Genomic DNA, 17,415 nt, shown 5'->3' on the forward strand with positions numbered 1-17,415 from the left:
GCCACCGAGGTCGAGCTCAAGGAGCGCAAGCACCGCATCGAGGACGCGGTCCGCAACGCCAAGGCCGCCGTCGAGGAGGGCATCGTCGCCGGTGGTGGCGTCGCGCTGCTCCAGGCCGCCGAGGCCGCCTTCGCGGGCCTGCGCCTGACCGGCGACGAGGCCACTGGCGCCAACATCGTCAAGGTCGCCGTCGAGGCTCCGCTGAAGCAGATCGCCGTCAACGCCGGCCTCGAAGGCGGCGTCGTGGTCGAGCGCGTCAAGTCCCTGCCCGCGGGCGAGGGCCTGGACGCCGCGACCGGCGAGTACAAGGACCTGGTCGCCGCGGGCATCATCGACCCGGCCAAGGTGACCCGTTCCGCGCTGCAGAACGCCGCCTCGATCGCCGCGCTGTTCCTGACGACCGAGGCCGTCGTCGCGGACAAGCCGGAGAAGAACGCCGCTCCGGCCGCGCCGGACGCCGGTGGCATGGACTTCTGAGTCCCGCCGCTTGATCGACTGAACGGCCCGGTTCGCTTCGGCGAGCCGGGCCTTTTGGTTTCTCGGATGGGTCGATGACGAGACGGGTCATTTCATCGCCGCTTCGCGACGATTGCGATTGGGGCTTGACTTCGGGGCCCTTGCGAGGTGCTGGTCGGCCTTCAAAAGCCGGGCTGAAAAGAGCCCGGCCGATCCGAGCACGGTAGCACCTCGCACCCAAAGTCAAGCCCCAATCGCAGTCGTGCGTGGTTGCGTTGGGCGGGTACGTCACGTCATACCGCTTACTGGGTCGGTATTAGGCCTTTTCGGGCTCGGCTTCGCCGTCGCTTCAGGGGTCGGCCGGTGGTTCACGCTTTTGTGTACGGATTTATCCGTTATTGTCTCGTGATCTTGCGGTAGAGTAGAGCACGTGAGCGAATCCGACCTTCCTCTTCTTTCCACTGGCGAGCTGCTGAGCAGTCTCGTCGGTGAGGTGGCGGAGATTCGGGTTCGTGAGCACGCGGTGATGCGCAAGATTGCCGAGTTGGGTCGGCGTGGTGCCGCGAGTGAACTCGGTTACAAGGATTTGCCGGGCGTGTTGCAGCATGCGGTGCGCTGGAGTCGGAATACCGCCAAGCAGTGGGTGGCCAATGCCGCGCTGCTGGGGTCGGGGATCACGCCGACCGGCAGTGAGATCGCGCCCGAGTTGCCGGTGACCGCGTCGGCGGCGGCCGAGGGTGCGTTGTCGGTCGAGCATGTCGCGGTGGTCGGCGAGGTGATGAAGGAGCTGCCCGCCGAGTACGAGGAGACCGTGGTCGGTCTCGCTCGCGAGCACGATCCGGTGGCGTTGCGGGGGTTGGGCCGGAAGCTGGTCTACGCGCTCTTGCAGAACGATCCGGAACCACGTGACGCCGAACCGTCGCGGCAGGTCAATCAGCATGTGATGCGCTGGAAGGGCGACCAGCTGGAGATCTGGGCCAAGCTGGACAAGGTCACCGGTGCCAAGTACGAGGCGCTGCTGGACCCGCTGGCCAAACCACGCCCCACCACGGCCGAGGAAGGCCCTGACCCGCGCTCGCGTGCCGAGCGCGAGGGCGATGCGCTGGCCGAGCTGGTCGATCTCATGCTGCGTGCGGATCAGTTGCCCGAGCACGGTGGTGAGCCGGTGACGCTGACGGTGACGGTGCGCTATGAGGACCTGGTGGGCAAGCTCGGTCAGGGCATGCTGGACAACGGTGAGCGCGTCCCGGCCGCGGAGGTGCGTCGGCTGGCGTGCAGTGCGGGGATCATTCCGCTGGTGCTGGGGGAGAAGTCGCAGCCGATGGACATCGGCCGCAAGACCCGCAGTTTCCCCGCCGGAATCCGCCGGGTCCTGGTCGCCCGCGACAAGGGCTGTGCTTTCCCCGGTTGTGGCAGACCGCCGAAACAGTGCGACGCGCACCATATCCAGCACTGGGCGAACGGCGGCGATACGTCGGTCAAGAATGCCGTGCTGCTGTGCCGCCACCATCACACGCTCATTCATCAGAGTGAGTGGGAAGTGAAAATGGTGCACGGCATCCCGACGTTCTACCCGCCCGCCTGGCTCGACCCGCAGCAAAGACCGAGACGCAACCTGATCAGCACGGTCGCGTGACCGCCCCTCGTAACCCGATGGCAGGCGCGACGCCGTGATCGCTGACAGGCGTGTTACTGGTCGCCGCGTGCTGGCGCACCAACCTCACGATGCGCCGGATCGGATCGCTGTTCGGCGTCTTGTACTCCGCCGCCCATCGCGTGCACGAGATCCTGGTGGAGCAGGTGCCCGCCGAACACCGCGTCCGAGCGGAAGTGCCGCCGTTATCGTTGATCGGTGATCGGCAACCTTGAGACGTTCCAGGACGAGCTGGCCGCCAGCGGGTTTCCGCCGCTGGTCAACAAGCTGGCCGGGGCCGGCTTCCGGGGCCGGATCGCCACCTGCGACCTCGGGCCGCTGCGGCTGGTCTCCCTCGGCACGCCGGAGAGCGCCTGCATCGGGCGCGAGCGCGACGCCTCCGACGGCGAGAACCTGGCGGTCAAGGTGATGATCTCGGGGCGGACGCGGATCGAGCAAGGGTGCGGTGACGCCGAACTCGGGCCGGCCGACCTGGTGCTGCTCGATCCCACGCGTGCGCTCCGGTTCGAGAGCACCGCCGCGGCGCACGTCACCATCCTGATTCCGCGTCGGGAGCTGCGGATCCGGCCCGCGCAGATCGACCGGCTCATCGGCGTGCGCATCGACGGCAGTCACGGCCCAGGTGCTCTCGTCTCCGTGCTGGCCCGGGAGTCGGCGCGGTCGGCGAGCGCGTTCCGGGAGGCGGAGGCGCTGCGGTCGGCGGCGGCCGTCGTCGAGCTGATCGCGGTCGCGCTGGAGGCCCGGCTCGGCGACGAACGACCGGCCGCGGACGAGTGGCTGCGGGACCGGATCACCGGCTACATCGAGGCACGGCTGGCCGATCCCGATCTGTCCCCGCCCGGCATCGCCGCCGCCCACCACATCTCGGTACGGCGGCTGCACAAGCTGTTCGAGGACCAGCCGCTCACCGTCGCGGCCCTGATCCGCCGTCGCCGCCTGGAGCGCTGCCGAGCCGAGCTGACCGGAAGCGGTCGCACCGTCACCGCCGTGGCCGCCCGGTGGGGATTCTCCGATCCCACTCATTTCAGCAAGCTCTTCAAGGCGACGTACGGCTACAACGCCCGCGCACTGGTGACCAGCAACCGTGCACAGACGACCAAGACGCGCACTGCCGGCCGGGGAAAGGATGGTGGTGACCAAGGCACGCAACAGCAACAGGAGAAGTCATGGCGAAGGTGAACATCGTCCGCCCCGGTGAGGGCGAGATCCTCGGCAGCGGGGCGCAGCAGATCCGCATCCTGGAGAACGGCGAGCACACCGACCACCGGCTGGGGTTCGCCGAGGTCACCATTCCGCCAGGCACCCCGAGCCCGTTGCAGCATCGCCACGCCCAGCACGACGAGGGCTTCTACGTGCTGGCGGGAACTTTCCGGTTCACCGTCGGCGAGGACCACTACGACGCCGGGCCGGGCACCTGGGTCATCGTGCCGACCGGGGCGCCGCACACGTTCGCCAACGTCGGCGACGAGAACGCGGTCATGCTGAACACCTTCACGCCGGACCTGTACGTGCAGTACTTCCGCGACTTCAAGGCCATGATCGATTCCGGGCAGCCGGTCAGCGCCGAGACCATGACACCGCTCTGGCAGAACTACGCGACCGAGATCTCGGACGAATACGCCTCGTGAAGCGCTGCCGCGCGCGAAACGGCCCGGGCTTCTCCGGGGAGAGGTCCGGGCCGTTTCCCAATCAGATGACCAGCGCCGCGGGTCAGGGGATCGTCAGCACCTGACCGGGGTGGATGAGGTCCGGGTTCGAGATGCCGCTCGCCGACGCGATCTCGCCGTACCGGTTGCCGTCGCCGTAGTAGCGCTCGGCGATGGCCCACAGCGTGTCGCCGCCCTGCACGGTGTAGGTCTGCACGGCCGGCGCGGGTGGCGCCTCCGGAGCCGGCTCGGGGGCGGGGGCTGCGGCTTCCGGGGTCGGCTGCGGGCTGTCGGTGTTGGTGCCGGTCGCCCACTTCGGGCTGCCGTCGCCGCCGATCACGACCAGGTTGCGGTCGTTCTGCAGGACCAGGCGCGAGCCCGAGTTGCCCGCGGTGTTGGTGGCCCAGACCGCGTTGTTGTCGCTCGAGTAGAGCACGAAGTTGCCGTCGTCCTGCAGCGCGGCCCGGACGGCGCCCTTGCCGTCGGTGCCGCTCGCCCAGACCGTGCCGGTGTTCTCCGAGAGAACGAGGTTGCCGTCGGACTGAAGGGTCAGCATGTAGCCGTTGGCGCTGGTGAGCTGCTGGCCGCGGGTGAGTTCCTGTCCGGCTTCCAAGGTGTCCAATGAACGCTCCACTTCGGACGTTGACCGCCTGAACCGGCGGTGCCGAACCGGAACCTAGTCAACGGTGGCGCACTTCGCCCGGCCACGACGGCACGTGCACCCACTGGAGTGAAAGCGAAAGCGCCCCCTCCCCGGCAACGGCGGGAAGGGGGCGCTGACGAAAAGCGATGTCAGCCCTCGATGCGGCGGATGGTGCTGATCGGACCGATCGAGTCGATGTCGGCGATCTTCACCGGCACGCCCTCGGTCGACGCGTGCACGGCACGGATGCCGTCCACCGCCATCGCCACGTGGGACTGGCTGGAGTAGTACACGATGATGTCGCCGGCCTTGACCTCGCTGCGGCTGACCGGGCGACCGGCGGCCGCCTGCGCGTAGCTGGTGCGGCCGATGGTCACGCCCGCGTAGCGGTACGAGGCCTGGATCAGCGACGAGCAGTCCCAGGTGTCCGGGCCGTTGGAGCCGTAGACGTACATCTTGCCGCGCTGCTGCAGGGCGTACTCGAGCGCCTTGCCCGCGGTGCCCGGCGGCACCGAGATGTTCGACATGTCGCCGGAGTTCGCGAGCTGGTTGCGCACGGACTGGCTGAGCGACCGGTACTGGTTCTGCGCCTCGGCGAGCTGCTTGTCGAGTTCGGCCTTCTTCTGCTCGATCTCGCCGAGCAGCTTCTTCGAGGTCTCGGTGGCCTCGTTGGCCGTCTTCGTGGCGTTGTCCGCCGCGTTGACCGCGTCCGTCAGCTTCTTCATCGCCTCCGCGTTGTCGGCCGCGAGGATGTTGATGGCCGACATGCGGTTGAGGAAGTCCTGCTGCGAGTCGCTCACCAGCAGCGCGGAGATCTGGTTGAAGCGCGCGCCTTCGAACGTCGACTCGGTGATGACGTCGACCTGGCCGCGGAGGGCTTCCTCGGCCTTCTGGGCGGTCGCGAGGTCGCCCTTGGCCTTCTCCAGTTCACGCTGCTTGGCCTCGAGGTCGCTCTGGGCCTGCAGGTGGTCCTGGTTGAGCTTGGAGGCCTGCTCGGAGAGCTCGTTGTACTTCTTGAGCGCGTCGGCGGCCGAAGGCTGTGCGGTGGCCGGAGCCGTGGGGAGAGCCGCGGCCACGACAGCTGCGGTCGCCACGAGCGCTCCACGCGCGGTACGGCGTGAGGGTTGCGACACCACGTCGCGGGTCCTCCTTTGTCCTGGCAGCCGCCCCCGCGAGAACTACTGCGCGTAAGGCGGCAACCTTGGCGTCTGCCCCGAGTGGGTTAACTGCTGGGCCGAAGGTCTCGGACAGGTTACGGAACGGCCTTCTGTTCGTCTACCACCGGGTCCCCAACAGTTCACCGGCCAGCACGCTCTCACAGTCGTCTACGTCGGTTTATCGCGGGGTGGGAGAGAAGCGTCACCCGACGACCCGGCGAATCACCGAAATGGGGCCGATCGAGTCGATGTTCGCAACTTTCACCGGGATGCCCTCGGTGGAGGCGTGCACCGCGCGGACGCCGTCCACGGCCATCGCCACGTGCGACTGACCCGAGTAGTAGATGATCAGGTCGCCTGGCGCGACCTCGGCGCGGCTCACCGCCCGGCCGATCTTCGCCTGGTCGTAGGTGACGCGGGGGATGCTCACGCCCGCGGACCGGTAGGCGGCCTGCACCAGCGACGAGCAGTCCCACGAGTCGGGTCCGTTCGAACCGAACACGTAAGGCTTGCCCTGCTGGTTGAGCGCGAAGGTCAGCGCGGCCCCCGCGGCGCCCGCGGGGGCGTTCACGGTGACCTTGGGGCCGGGGGCCGCCAGCGTCTGCTTCTGCGGCAGCGACAACGACTGGTACTTGGTGCGCGCGGCCGTCACCTGCTCATCCATCGCCGCCTTGCGGGCCGTCACGTCCTTGACCAGCTTCTCCGCCGCGTTGGCCGCGGCGGTGGCGTCGGCCCGCGCCTTCTTGGCGGCGTTCAACGTGGCGTTCATGCGCGTGACGGCGGCGTTCTGGTCGGCGGCGATGATGTTCATCGCCTGCATCCGCTCCAGGAAGTCCCGCTGGGACGTCGAGGTCAGGAACGCCGACAGGTTGTTGAGCCGAGCGCCCTCGAACGACGCCGTGGTCAGCACGTCGACCTGGCCGCGGTACTGCTCCGACTCGGCCAGCGCCTTCTTCTCCGCCTCCGTCGCGATGCCCACGATCGCGTTGGCCTTCGCGAGGTCACCGGTGGCCTTGAGGTGGTCCTGGGTGAGCTTCTCGGCCTGCTGCGTCAGGTCGTTGTACGTCTTGAGCGCGTCCTCGGCCGGTTGCGCGTGCGCCGACGGCAGCGACACCACTGTCGCGGCGATCACGGCGGCCAGAGCGGTGGTCCTTGCAGCACGTCGGCCGGGCACACGGCCTCCTCAGCAGTCGTAGTCGGACTTCTGAGGAGGCCTACGGCCGGACGGCCGACCGGGTTCAGTTCCCGGTCAAGTGGTCGCCGGCACGCCGGTCGCCAGCTTCTTCAACGCCCACGCGCACCCGAGCCCCACTGACGTGAGAGCGAGCCATGGCATCCATGGCACTCCCGCGCGCGCAGCGGCGTCGAACGCGATTCCGGTGAGCAGGTTGCCGAGCAGGATTCCGACGCCCACCACGGTGTTGTAGAGGCCGTAATGCGTGGCCACGAGCCGGTCACCGGACAACGAGACGATCTTGTCCATCTCGAACGGGAACACCACCATCGTCCCCAGCGCGAGCAACGCCGCGCACAGGATCAACCCGGTCCAGCCGCCGAGGACGGCGGGCAGGAACGCCAGGCCGAGCACCAGCACGCCGATCGTCAACGACCGGTCCGGGCCGAACCGCGCGCGGGCCCACGCCGTGACCCGCAGCTGGCCCACGACCGCCAGCACGCCCGACACGGCGAACAGCACGGCCGTCAGCACCGCCGAGCCGGAGGCCAGCGGCAGCGCCAGGTAGACCTGGAACGACAGCACGTACGACCCGGTCATGGCCGCCGCGAACAGCACGAACCGCCGGTTGGAGCACACCAGCCGCCAGTCCGCGAGCACCGAGTCACCCGACGGCGCGCCGGCCCGCGCGGGCAACGACCGCCACTGCAGCACGGTCAGCACCGCGAACACACCGGCCGCGACCAGGCACGTGAGCCGGAAGTCCACCGCGGTCAGTGCCAGCCCGATCAACGGCCCGACCAGAATCCCGGTCTGGTAGAAGATGTTGAACAACGCGAACGCCTCCACGCGCCGTGGACCCGCATCCGCGGCCACGTAGGCGCGCACGGCCGGGTTGAACAGCGCCCCGGCGAACCCGGTCGCCGCCGACGCGATCACCAACGCGGGCAACCCGTCCACGAGGCCGAGCAACGCGAACCCGCCGGTCCGCAACGCGCAGCCCGCCACGATCAACGGCTTGTACCCCAACCGATCCGCCAAGGTGCCGCCGATCAGGAACATGCCCTGCTGCGCGAAGTTCCGCACGCCCAGGACGAGTCCGACCGCCCACCCGGCCAGCGCCAGCGTCACCGACAGGTGCGCGGCCAGGTACGGCATCAGCATGTAGAAGCCGACGTTGATGCTGAACTGGTTGAGCAGCAACAACTGCACGCTTCGGTCGAACGAGCGGAACTGCGTGATCACGCGGTCACCGCCAGCGGGTCCACAACGGACCGGCACATGGTCCACGACAGCACTTCCCGCTCTCCCAGCGAGGAGATCTCCAGCGGGTCGGCGGCCGGGACGATGCCGAGCAAGCCGTGCGCGGCGCAGTACTCGTCGCTGAACACGGTCTCGAAGTACCGCTGCGGCCCGTCCGGGAAGACCGCGGCGATCCTCGTGCCTGCCGCGGAGGTCCGCGCCAGCCAGGACGCCACCAGTGCGACCGCGCCGACGCTCCAGCCACCGCTCGCGTAGTGCCGGGACGCCAGCGTGCGGCACGCCCAGACCGCCTCGCCGGGGTTCACCCAGTGCACCTGGTCGAACGCCGGGTAGTCGACGTTGCGCGGGAAGATGCTCGACCCGAGCCCGCGCATCAGCCGGGTCCGCGCGGGCTGGCCGAAGATCGTCGACCCGATCGTGTCGACGCCGACCAGCCGCAACGACGGGAAGTGCTTGCGCAGCGCCGACGCCACCCCGGCGGAGTGGCCACCGGTGCCGACCGCGCACACCAGCACGTCGACGTGCCCGAGCTGCGCCGCCAGCTCGTCGGCCAGCGGCGCGTACCCGGCCACGTTGTCCGGGTTGTTGTACTGGTCGGGGCAGTAGGCGCCCGGCAACGCGGACAGCAGCTCGGCCACCCGCGCGCGCCGCGCCTCCTGCCAGCCGCCCGTCGGGTGCGGGCTTTCCACCAGGTCCACGGTGGCCCCGTAGGCGCGGAGCATCCGCCGGATGATCGGCTCCAGGCCGGGATCGGTCACCAGCGTCACCCCGATGCCGTGCACGACGCCGGCGAGCGCCAGCCCGAGGCCGAGCGTGCCGCTGGTCGACTCGACGACGTGGCCGTCCGGGAGCAGGTCACCGCGCTCCAGCGCGCGGCCGATCATGTGCAGGGCGGCGCGGTCCTTCATGCCGCCGCCGGGGTTGGCGCACTCGAGCTTCGCCCAGAAACCGGACGTGGACGTGCGGGAGAGCTCGTCGATCCACAACACGGGCGTGTTGCCGACGATCCCTGCGGGCGTGTTGCGGTCCAGCACGGGAACAGACATGGAGATTCCCTGGAGAGGAGAGGGGACGGGCCGGTTCGGAAGGCGCGCGACAGCGACGGCAGGACCACGGGAAGTCCTGTCGCGGCGCGCTGAACGGGCCGGTCTACGTCCGGGAGATGCCGAGATCGAGCAGCAGTGCGCGCCCCGAGCGAGACGGCTCGGAGCGCTGGGGACACGACCACGCCGCGGCGGTGGGACGCGCGGCGGGCTCGCCGTGGACGTCCGGCGCGGTGAGGAAGGCGGCGCCGGCCTGAACGGCGGCCTCGGCGGGCGCTGCGGCGGACAGGTGGTGGGCGTCGCCGTGGTGGCAGAACTCCCCGGAGATGCCGGGCACGTACGCGCCGTGGTGGGCGGCGGCCTCGGCCTGGCACGCCGGATACAGCACGAACACCGCGACCAACGCCAGTGCGACGACGACAGCGATACGACGCACTGTCGTCAGTTGGCTCCGCACGGTCACCAACCTACCGGTGCGAGAGATCTTGTAAAGGGTCCTTGCTAGGTTAGGTAAGCCTAATCTCAGGAGGTGGACAGTGCGCAGGACAGTCGCCGCGGTTCTGGCGCTCGGCCTGGTGGCCGGGTGCGGTGGGACCGCCCCGGCACCGCAGGGCGGCCAGTGGTCGTTCACCGACGACCGCGGCAAGGAGGTCACCGCGCCGAAGCGGCCGGAACGCGTGGTCGCGCAGGTGTCCGCGGCGGGTGCGCTCAAGGACTACGGGATCAACGTCGTCGGCACGTTCGGCCCGCTCAAGCGCGCTGACGGCAGCACCGACCCCGAGGCGGGCAGCATCGACCCGAGCCAGGTCACCGACGTCACCGGCCCCGGCTACGGCGAGATCGACTTCGAGAAGTTCGCCGCGCTGAACGCGGACCTGGTCGTCGCCGGCCACTACCCCGAGGTCACCGGGCTCTGGCATCTCACCGGCGAGTTCGAGGAGAAGGTCCTCAAGATCGCCCCGACCGTCGGCATCGGACAGTCCAGGATCGGGCTGCCGGACGGCATCAGGCGCTACCGCGAGCTCGCCAGGGCACTCGGCGCGGACGTCGAGTCGGCGAAGGTGAAGGCCGACGAGGAGGCGTTCACCAAGGCCGCCGAACGGCTGAAGGCCATCGGCGCCAAGATGACGGCCGCGCACCAGCGGATCCAGGTCATCGGCGCCGACCCGAAGCTCTTCTACGTCGCCGTGCCCGCCCGCAACCCCGACCTCGACTGGTACGCGAAGGAGCTCGGGCTGCCGTTGCTCACGCCGGACCGGCCCGACACCGAGGGCGGCGGCTACTTCCAGTCGCTGTCGTGGGAGAACTCCGGCACCTACCGGGAACACGTGATCATGTGGGACACCCGGCAGCACGTGCTGAACCCGGATCAGATGAAGGAGGGCCACCCGGTCTTCCAGGCGCTGCCCGCCGTACGGGCCAACCGGTTGGTCGAGTGGAACGCGGTGGCGCCGTTGAGCTGCGCCTCCTACGCCGAGATCATGAACAAATTGGCTGACCAGCTCGAACAGGTGTTGGCACGATGACCGGGTGCTGACGCTGCTGAAGGAGAACGGCCCGTTGCGCGTGCTCAGCACCGCACGGGTCGTTTCTGTCGTCGGGGACGCGCTCAGCCTGGTCACGCTGATGCTGCACGTGCAGTCCGTGCTGGGAAAAGCCGTCGCGGTGGCCGCACTACTGCTCGTGGGCGACTTCGCGCCGTCTTTGCTGAGCCCGCTGACGGGCGTGATCAGCGACCGGTTCGACCGCCGCACGGTGATGATCGCCTGCGAGGTGGCGCAGGGCGTCCTGCTGGCGGTCATCGCGTTCACCCTGCCGCCGTTGCCGATCCTGCTCGCGCTGGTCGGGATCCGCGCGGTGCTCGGGCAGATCTTCATCCCCGCGTCACGCGCCGCCGTGCCGAGCCTCGTGGCCGAGAAGGACCTCGGGCAGGCGAACACCGCGCTGGGGCTCGGCACCAACAGCGCCGACGTGATCGGGCCGTTCCTCGCCGCCGCGTTGCTGACGTTCCTGGACACCCGCGGAGTTCTGCTCGTGGACGCCGTTTCGTTCGGAGTGTCCGCGTTGTTGTTGCTGCGGCTGCCGAGACTCGTGGTGCCGTCGCTGCCCGGCGAGTCCGTGTTCGCCGACGCCAGGGAAGGCCTGGGGGAGATCTGGCGCAACCGCGCGTTGCGGATCGTCTTCCTCGGCTTCTGCGGAGTCGTGGCGTGCACGGCGATCGACGACGTGGCGGTGCTGCAGCTGACCGTCGTGGTGTTCGGCGCGCCGGAGAGCGTGGCCGGTGTGGTCCTCGGCGCGGTGGGCATTGGTCTGCTGACCGGATATGCCTTGCTGGCCAAGGGATCTTCCCGGCTGAGCATGGTCGCGTTGCTCGTCACCGGCTTCGCGATCAGCAGTGCGGGCAACCTGTGCACCGGTCTCGCGTGGGGTGTCGCGTCGGCGTTCGCGCTGCAGACGGTGCGCGGGCTGGGCATCGCGGCGATGGACGTCGCGCACAGCACGCTGATCCAGCGGCTCGTGCCCGGTGACCGGACGGGCAGGGTGTTCGGCAACTTCTACGGCGGGATCGGTGTCGCCGCAGCGGTTTCGTACATCGGCGGTGGTCTGCTGCTGGACGCGGTCGGGCCGAAGCTGACGTTCGTCCTCGGCGGTGGCGCCGGCGTGCTGGTGGCGGTCTGGGTGGTTGCCGCTTCACGGGCAAGAGGTGTTGAGTGGGAATCAGCCTCTTGAGGGGAGAAGGCGATGTGGGGGAAACGCATTGCTGTCCTTGCCATTTCACTTTTGTTGACCGCAACGACGGCGTCGGTCGCGCACGCGAGCACTGGGGTGGTACCCGCGTCGACGTCATGGGTGTCGGCTGACCGCGGCTGGGTGCTGGGCGTCGACACGCTCTGCCCGACCGCGAAGTGCACGCAGCTCGTGCGCACGCTCGACGGCGGCGCGTCGTGGACTCGGGTGAAGACACCGCCGCTGTCGGTCCCGGAGACCGACCGGCTGCGGGTGGTCTTCGCGAACGACGCCGCGGGCATGGTGACCGACGGCGAGCAGCTGTTCGTCACCAGCAACGGCGGCACCCGCTGGGAACCGTCCGGCATCAAGGGCATCGTGGGGGCGCTGGGGTTCGACAGCTCCGGGTTCCTCGCGGTGATCTACGACGGCACGTCGTCGCGGCTGTTCCACCGCGAGCTGTGGTTCGGCTCGTGGCAGCCGGTGCCGGGCGTCGAGGTGAAGGGGCAGGCGTTCGGTGCCATCGCCGACGGCCAGGTCTCGCTGTCGACGTTCGGGCAGGAGAACCGGTACTGGACCCGGTCGCCGGCGGGCTGGCTGGAGGAGACCCCGCCGTGTGACATCTTCTCGGCCACCCGGCTCGGCACCCTCGGCGCCGACCGCTATGCGCTGTGCAGCTTCGATCCCGGCTTCGGGAACATGACGAAGGAGCTGCGCAAGGCGGTGGACGGTGTGTTCAGGACCGTCAGCGTGCCGCCGCGCGAAGGCATCACGACGGGCTTCGCGATCTCACCGGAGGCGGCGCTCGTGGCCGCGACCGGACGCGACTGGTCGTTCGTGCACCGCGGTCCCGGCGACAAGTGGGCCACGCCGCTCACGCTCGGTGGCCCGGCGTTCGAGGACCTGGCGTTCTCCGACGCCCGGCACGCCACGCTGGTGCGCGGCGGGCCCGGTCAGGAGTTCGCCGAGGTCTACCGGTCCGATGACGCCGGACTGAACTGGAAGCTCCTGACGGTGTAGCTACGCTGGGGATCATGGAGCCATTTGCCCAGGGGATGCTCGACGTCGGCGACGGCAACCAGATCTACTGGGAGATCGTCGGCAACCCCGAGGGCAAGCCCGCCGTGCACCTGCACGGCGGGCCCGGCGCTCCGGCGAGGAACGCGGGCAAGTCGTTCGACCTGCGGAAGTTCAAGGCCGTGGTCTTCCACCAACGCGGCTGCGGCCGGAGCACGCCGCACGCGAGCGACCCGGCCGCGGACATGAGCGTGAACACCACCGACCACCTGATCTCCGACATCGAGCAGCTCCGCGAGCACCTCGGCATCGAGAAGTGGCTGGTGTACGGCGGTTCCTGGGGCACCACGCTCGCGCTCGCCTACGCGCAACGGCACCCCGAACGCGTCACCGAGATGATCCTGATCGCCATCACCACGGCGTCCCGGCGCGAGCTGGACTGGCTGTACCGGGGCGTTTCCCGGTTCTTCCCGGAGGCGTGGGCCCGCTACAGCGCGCACGCCGGCAACGCGCCGGACGTGGTGCGCGCCTACGCGGACTTGATGGAGGACCCCACGGCCCGCGACCAGGCCGCGATCGAGTGGGCGCGGTGGGAGGACACGGTTCTCTCGTTCGAGGACTTCGGCACACCGGACATGTTCAGCGACAGGGCGTCCGACGACCTCATCGCGTTCGTGCGGATCTGCGCGCATTACTACGCGAACCTGGGGTTCGTCGGAGATCTGCTCGGTGACGCCGGCAAGCTCGCGGGCATCCCGGCGGCGTTGATCCACGGCCGGCGCGACATGAGCTGCCCCGCCGACACGGCGTGGCGGCTCGCGCAGGCGTGGCCGGACGCCGAACTGACCCTTGTGGACGACAGCGGCCACAAGGGCAGCCCCGCGTTCGCAGCGGCGGTGCAGGCCGCGATCAGGAGGTTCTCCCCGTGACACAACGGAAACCGCCCGGCATGGGCTTCGAGTCGTGGATCGACAGGCAGATCCGCGAAGCGCAGGAACGCGGTGAGTTCGACGACCTGCCCAGCGCCGGCAAACCGCTGCCCGGTGCGGGTGAGCCGCTGGAGGAGGACTGGTGGCTCAAGAGGAAGGTGCGGGAGGAAGAGGGCAGTGCAGGGCTGCCCCCTTCCCTGGTCCTGCGCAGGCAGGCCGAGACCGCCAGGGCCCGTGCCCTGGCGGCCGGGACCGACGAAGAGGCCCGCGCGATCATCGAGGAGATGAACGCGAAGATCCTCGACGCGTTGCGGAAACCGTTGTCCGGTCCGCCGTTGAACCTCATGCCGTTCGACGTCGAGAAGCTGGTGCGTGAGCGGAAGGGGACCTCACGCGCCGACTAGATCAGCTCGCGTTGATGTCGATGCACGAGTAGAACGCGTTCGCGGTGTCGCCGATGTTCCAGACGGCCAGCACCTTGTGCCTGCCCGCGGATCCCACGTTGACCGTGTGCGACACCGTGGCCGGCGGCTGCTGGTTGTTGCCGCTGAAGTTCGCGACCTTGCGGCCGTCGACGAAGTAGTCGTAGTCGCGGGTGCGGTGCCGGGCGGTGAACGTCCAGCGGAACGTGACGGAGCGCCCGGTGCTGGTGACCTTCCAGCCCTTGTTGTCGTTGTTGAGCACGGCGAACTGCGACAGGTTGGCGTTGCAGCTCTTCAGGCCCTTCGGGCCCTCGACCGACTGCGGCTCGTACTGGATGGCCCCGCAGTCCTTGAAGGTGCCGTTGGCGCACTGGGCCTGACGGCTGGGAGGCGACGACACGTACCCGTGCGCGAACGCCGTGCCGGTGGGGAGAGCCACGAGGACCAACGGAGCCGCCAGAACGCCTGCCGCAGCGGCGGCAAACCTGGGTCGATTCTTCATGTGACTTCCTTTGCCTTGATGTTGCGTAGGTGCAGTGACATCGCGGCGGCGGTTGAAGGTCTAGACCATACCGCGCGTAATCGGGAAGCCACAAGGTGTGCCTTCCCGGGAGCTCCGAATGCTTGTACCGCAAGAGCTTTCACCGGCCGAACGTGACGGACGCCCCGTCCGTTTCGGCTGAAGTGAGAGCGTGCGCGACCAAGTGCCTCACCTGTTGCGTTCCGATGCGAGGGACAACCGCGAACGCATCCTCGACGCGGCGCGCGCGGAGTTCGCCACCGAGGGCCTGGACGTGGCCGTGCGGGAGATCGCCCGGCGGGCCGCCGTCGGCCCCGCCACCCTGTACCGCCACTTCCCGACCAAGCAGGTGCTGGTCACCGAGGCGTTCGCGGACCAGATGCGGGCGTGCTACGCCGTGGTCGGCGAAGGGCTCGCCGAGCCGGATCCGTGGCGCGGCTTCTGCCTGGTGATCGAGAAGCTCTTCGAATTGCACGCCCGTGACCGCGGCTTCACGGCGGCGTTCACGTCGGCCTTCCCCGGCGCGATGGACTTCGCCGCGGGCCGCGAACAGGCGTTGAGGTCGCTCGCGGAACTGACCCGCCGCGCCAGGGACGCCGGTCGCCTGCGCCCCGACGTCCACGCGGACGACCTGGTCCTCGTGCTGATGGCGAACAGCGGCATCCAGACCGCCGCACCGGCCGCCCGGGTCGCCGCGTCACGCCGGTTCGCCGCGCTCACGATCAAGGCGTTCGCGGTCTAGGCGAGCGTGACCTCGTCCTCGTCGGCCTTCTCGCCGGCCTTCGCCAGCCGCCTCTTCACCACGAAGATGCCGATGACACCGGCCGCCACGGCGATCGCCAGGCCCGCGTAGGAGAAGCCCTTCAGCCACTTCTCGGCCACCACGCCGAGGTAGTAGACGGCCGCCGTGGTGCCGCCCGCCCACACGATGCCGCCCAGGGCGTTGGCGACCAGGAACTTGCCGTAGTTCATGTGCAGCGAACCCGCCAGCGGTCCGGCGAGGATCCGCAGCAGCGCCACGAAACGGCCGAAGAACACGGCCCACGCGCCGCGTTTCTGGAACACCCGCCGGGCGTGGCTCAGCTGTGTTTCGCCGAAGTGCTTGGGGAACTTGCGGCCCATCCACGCGAACAGCCGCGGTCCGCCGCGCCGGCCGATCAAATAGCCGAAGTTGTCGCCGATGATGGCGCCCGCGCTCGCCCACACGCCGATCCACAACGGACTGAGCTCCGCGTGCTGCGAGGCCAGCAGTGCGGACGTGACCAGCACGATCTCGCCTGGCAGCGGGATGCCGAGCGACTCGATGCCGATCACCAGGCCGACGACCACGTACACGAGCAGAGGCGGAATGGCTTCGAGCCACTGTTGGATCGGCACCTCTCAACACTACCGTCGCCGACGTGAACGACATCGCCTTGGCGGTTCTCGCCGGAATGCTCGCCACGGTCAACCCGTGCGGATTCGCGATGCTGCCCGCGTATCTGGCGCTCGTCGCGCGGGACAACGCCGGGCGTGCCGTGGTGTCCGGTTTGGTGATGACTGCCGGTTTTGTCACGTTCTTCGGACTGTTCGGGCTCGTCCTGACCCCGATCGCCACGACCCTCAAGCGCTACCTGCCGTTCGTGACGGTCGTGATCGGGCTCGCCATGCTCGTCATCGGCGTGTTCCTGCTGCTCGGTCGCGAGTTCTACCTCCGGTTGCCGAAGCTGCGGGCCGCGCCGAAGAGCCTCTGGTCGATGTACGGCTACGGCATCGCGTTCGCCATCGCGTCCCTCTCGTGCGCGATCGGCCCGTTCCTCGTGCTCGTCGGCGCATCGCTGGAGTCGGGTTTCATCGCGTTCGTCGCTTACGCGCTGGGCATGGGGCTCGTGGTCACCGCACTGGCCGTGGCCGGTTCTCTGCTCGCACCGCGCATCAGGAAGCTTCTGCCGCACGTCGGGCGCATCGGCGGTGTGGTGCTCGTCGTGATGGGTGCGTACGTGACCTACTACGGCGTCTACGAGCTGCGGTTGTTCCTGGCCGGCGGCAGTGCGGTCGACCCGGTCGTGGGCGCGGCCGGCTGGTTCCAGAACCGGCTGGCCGAGATCGTCGGGGCGCTCGGGCCCTGGCCGTTCGCGGTCGTGCTGGTGCTCGCGAGCGCGTGGTGGCTGAACCGGAGGAGGCGCAAGGCCGTACGCCCTGACAGGAGGTGAGGAGCCCGATGCGCATCCTCGGAGTACTGCTGGGAGTCGTGCTGCTGCTCGCGGGGTGCGCGCAGAAGGCGCCCACCCCGGAGAAGTTCCAGTTCACCGCGAAGACGCTGGAGGGGGCGGAGTTCCGCGGTGACAAGATCGTCGGTCAGCCGGCCGTGCTGTGGTTCTGGACGCCGTGGTGCCCGTCGTGCAACGCCGAGGCGGAGACCGTGGACGGCATCGCCAAGCGGCACGACAAGGTGGAGTTCGTCGGCGTCGCGGCCGAGGACAAGCTGGACGCGATGCAGAAGTTCGTGTCCGACCACAAGATGACCGCCTTCCCGCACCTGGCGGACCTCGACGGCGCGGTGTGGAAGCGGTTCGGCGTGACCGCTCAGCCGACGTTCGCGTTCATCCGCAAGGACGGCACCTTCGAGCTGCTCACCGGTTCACCGACCGAGGAACAGCTCGACCAGCGCTTGTCCGCATTGGTCCAGTGACATCACTAAAGCGCAGGACTGCACCATCTCAGTAGAAAGACCCTGCGCTGTCGGGACCAACGCCTGGTTCGGCGTTGCGATCGGATTCGTATC

At 69.0% G+C, this 17,415-nt stretch carries 20 protein-coding genes and 1 pseudogene; 13 read left to right on the forward strand and 8 right to left on the reverse strand.

Going from position 1 to position 17,415, the window contains the following annotated elements; genetic code table 11:
* The 5 genes and pseudogenes from ACWEIJ_RS28555 to ACWEIJ_RS28575 form a co-directional block, all read left to right on the forward strand.
* Positions 1-477, forward strand: a 477-nt coding sequence (locus ACWEIJ_RS28555) for a TCP-1/cpn60 chaperonin family protein (RefSeq protein ID WP_449840321.1), incomplete at its 5' end; no start/stop codon positions are given.
* Between the two features lie 409 nt (positions 478-886).
* Positions 887-2,092 (forward strand): DUF222 domain-containing protein, encoded by a 1,206-nt coding sequence (locus ACWEIJ_RS28560; protein WP_449840322.1) that lies wholly within the window; start codon positions 887-889, stop codon positions 2,090-2,092.
* Between the two features lie 53 nt (positions 2,093-2,145).
* Positions 2,146-2,233: pseudogene (locus ACWEIJ_RS28565) on the forward strand (IS5/IS1182 family transposase); the annotation flags it as partial.
* Between the two features lie 75 nt (positions 2,234-2,308).
* On the forward strand, positions 2,309-3,289 hold the full coding sequence (locus ACWEIJ_RS28570; RefSeq protein WP_449840323.1) for an AraC-like ligand-binding domain-containing protein: 981 nt from the start codon (positions 2,309-2,311) through the stop codon (positions 3,287-3,289).
* A complete protein-coding gene (locus ACWEIJ_RS28575) occupies positions 3,277-3,738 on the forward strand; it encodes a cupin domain-containing protein (protein ID WP_449840324.1) in 462 nt (153 codons plus the stop codon). Before ACWEIJ_RS28570 ends, ACWEIJ_RS28575 begins: the two co-directional genes overlap by 13 nt.
* An 82-nt stretch (positions 3,739-3,820) precedes the next feature.
* On the opposite strand, the gene ACWEIJ_RS28580 is transcribed toward ACWEIJ_RS28575, so the two are convergent.
* The 6 genes from ACWEIJ_RS28580 to ACWEIJ_RS28605 form a co-directional block, all read right to left on the reverse strand.
* Positions 3,821-4,378, reverse strand: coding sequence for a LysM peptidoglycan-binding domain-containing protein (locus tag ACWEIJ_RS28580; protein ID WP_449840325.1), 558 nt, complete (start codon positions 4,376-4,378; stop codon positions 3,821-3,823).
* A 170-nt stretch (positions 4,379-4,548) separates the two neighbouring features.
* The gene (locus ACWEIJ_RS28585) at positions 4,549-5,493 is read right to left on the reverse strand and encodes an NlpC/P60 family protein (RefSeq protein WP_449840326.1); all 945 of its coding nucleotides are present in this window, start codon (positions 5,491-5,493) and stop codon (positions 4,549-4,551) included.
* A gap of 265 nt (positions 5,494-5,758) precedes the next feature.
* A complete protein-coding gene (locus ACWEIJ_RS28590) occupies positions 5,759-6,688 on the reverse strand; it encodes a C40 family peptidase (protein ID WP_449840327.1) in 930 nt (309 codons plus the stop codon).
* Positions 6,689-6,805: 117 nt separating this feature from the next.
* Positions 6,806-7,975, reverse strand: a complete 1,170-nt coding sequence (locus ACWEIJ_RS28595; protein WP_449840328.1) for an MFS transporter — start codon at positions 7,973-7,975, stop codon at positions 6,806-6,808.
* Positions 7,972-9,039, reverse strand: a complete 1,068-nt coding sequence (locus ACWEIJ_RS28600) for a PLP-dependent cysteine synthase family protein (RefSeq protein ID WP_449840329.1) — start codon at positions 9,037-9,039, stop codon at positions 7,972-7,974. The genes ACWEIJ_RS28595 and ACWEIJ_RS28600 overlap by 4 nt, the downstream gene beginning before the upstream one ends.
* Positions 9,040-9,142: 103 nt before the next feature.
* A complete protein-coding gene (locus ACWEIJ_RS28605) occupies positions 9,143-9,493 on the reverse strand; it encodes a hypothetical protein (RefSeq protein WP_449840330.1) in 351 nt (116 codons plus the stop codon).
* A 79-nt stretch (positions 9,494-9,572) separates the two neighbouring features.
* On the opposite strand from ACWEIJ_RS28605, the gene ACWEIJ_RS28610 reads away from it, so the two are divergent.
* The 5 genes from ACWEIJ_RS28610 to ACWEIJ_RS28630 all read left to right on the forward strand — a co-directional run bounded on the left by ACWEIJ_RS28610 (position 9,573) and on the right by ACWEIJ_RS28630 (position 14,113).
* Entirely contained in the window at positions 9,573-10,562 is a 990-nt protein-coding gene (locus tag ACWEIJ_RS28610; protein WP_449840331.1) for an ABC transporter substrate-binding protein, read from the forward strand.
* A gap of 4 nt (positions 10,563-10,566) precedes the next feature.
* Positions 10,567-11,766, forward strand: a complete 1,200-nt coding sequence (locus ACWEIJ_RS28615) for an MFS transporter (protein ID WP_449840332.1) — start codon at positions 10,567-10,569, stop codon at positions 11,764-11,766.
* Positions 11,767-11,886: 120 nt separating this feature from the next.
* Complete coding sequence (locus tag ACWEIJ_RS28620; protein WP_449840333.1) at positions 11,887-12,783, forward strand: hypothetical protein; 897 nt, start codon at positions 11,887-11,889, stop codon at positions 12,781-12,783.
* 14 nt (positions 12,784-12,797) lie between these two features.
* Positions 12,798-13,709: a prolyl aminopeptidase gene (pip, locus tag ACWEIJ_RS28625; RefSeq protein WP_449840334.1), complete on the forward strand. Its 912-nt coding sequence runs from the start codon at positions 12,798-12,800 to the stop codon at positions 13,707-13,709.
* Entirely contained in the window at positions 13,706-14,113 is a 408-nt protein-coding gene (locus ACWEIJ_RS28630) for a DnaJ family domain-containing protein (RefSeq protein ID WP_449840335.1), read from the forward strand. The genes pip and ACWEIJ_RS28630 overlap by 4 nt, the downstream gene beginning before the upstream one ends.
* 1 nt (position 14,114) lies before the next feature.
* Here ACWEIJ_RS28630 and ACWEIJ_RS28635 read toward each other — a convergent pair whose 3' ends face one another.
* Positions 14,115-14,633, reverse strand: coding sequence for a lytic polysaccharide monooxygenase auxiliary activity family 9 protein (locus ACWEIJ_RS28635; protein ID WP_449840336.1), 519 nt, complete (start codon positions 14,631-14,633; stop codon positions 14,115-14,117).
* Positions 14,634-14,823: 190 nt separating this feature from the next.
* Here ACWEIJ_RS28635 and ACWEIJ_RS28640 point away from each other — a divergent pair, with 190 nt between their 5' ends.
* Positions 14,824-15,393 carry a TetR/AcrR family transcriptional regulator gene (locus ACWEIJ_RS28640; RefSeq protein WP_449840337.1) on the forward strand — a complete coding sequence of 190 codons (570 nt, stop codon included), beginning with the start codon at positions 14,824-14,826 and terminating at the stop codon, positions 15,391-15,393.
* Here the strand turns inward: ACWEIJ_RS28640 and ACWEIJ_RS28645 are convergent.
* A complete protein-coding gene (locus tag ACWEIJ_RS28645) occupies positions 15,390-16,028 on the reverse strand; it encodes a DedA family protein (protein WP_449840338.1) in 639 nt (212 codons plus the stop codon). The genes ACWEIJ_RS28640 and ACWEIJ_RS28645 overlap by 4 nt on opposite strands.
* A 23-nt stretch (positions 16,029-16,051) precedes the next feature.
* Between ACWEIJ_RS28645 and ACWEIJ_RS28650 the strand changes: the two genes are divergently transcribed.
* Positions 16,052-16,843 (forward strand): cytochrome c biogenesis CcdA family protein, encoded by a 792-nt coding sequence (locus ACWEIJ_RS28650; RefSeq protein WP_449840339.1) that lies wholly within the window; start codon positions 16,052-16,054, stop codon positions 16,841-16,843.
* A gap of 8 nt (positions 16,844-16,851) precedes the next feature.
* Positions 16,852-17,322 carry a redoxin domain-containing protein gene (locus tag ACWEIJ_RS28655; protein WP_449840340.1) on the forward strand — a complete coding sequence of 157 codons (471 nt, stop codon included), beginning with the start codon at positions 16,852-16,854 and terminating at the stop codon, positions 17,320-17,322.
* Positions 17,323-17,415 lie beyond the last annotated feature (93 nt).

This window comes from Lentzea sp. NPDC004789 (assembly GCF_053601075.1).

Excerpts from the sequence above, each read along its gene's own strand:
- pip (WP_449840334.1), top strand. The coding sequence starts at position 12,798 with ATGGAGCCATTTGCCCAGGGGATGCTCGACGTCGGCGACGGCAACCAG.
- ACWEIJ_RS28635 (WP_449840336.1), bottom strand. The coding sequence starts at position 14,633 with ATGAAGAATCGACCCAGGTTTGCCGCCGCTGCGGCAGGCGTTCTGGCG.
- ACWEIJ_RS28575 (WP_449840324.1), top strand. The coding sequence starts at position 3,277 with ATGGCGAAGGTGAACATCGTCCGCCCCGGTGAGGGCGAGATCCTCGGC.
- ACWEIJ_RS28600 (WP_449840329.1), bottom strand. The coding sequence starts at position 9,039 with ATGTCTGTTCCCGTGCTGGACCGCAACACGCCCGCAGGGATCGTCGGC.
- ACWEIJ_RS28655 (WP_449840340.1), top strand. The coding sequence starts at position 16,852 with ATGCGCATCCTCGGAGTACTGCTGGGAGTCGTGCTGCTGCTCGCGGGG.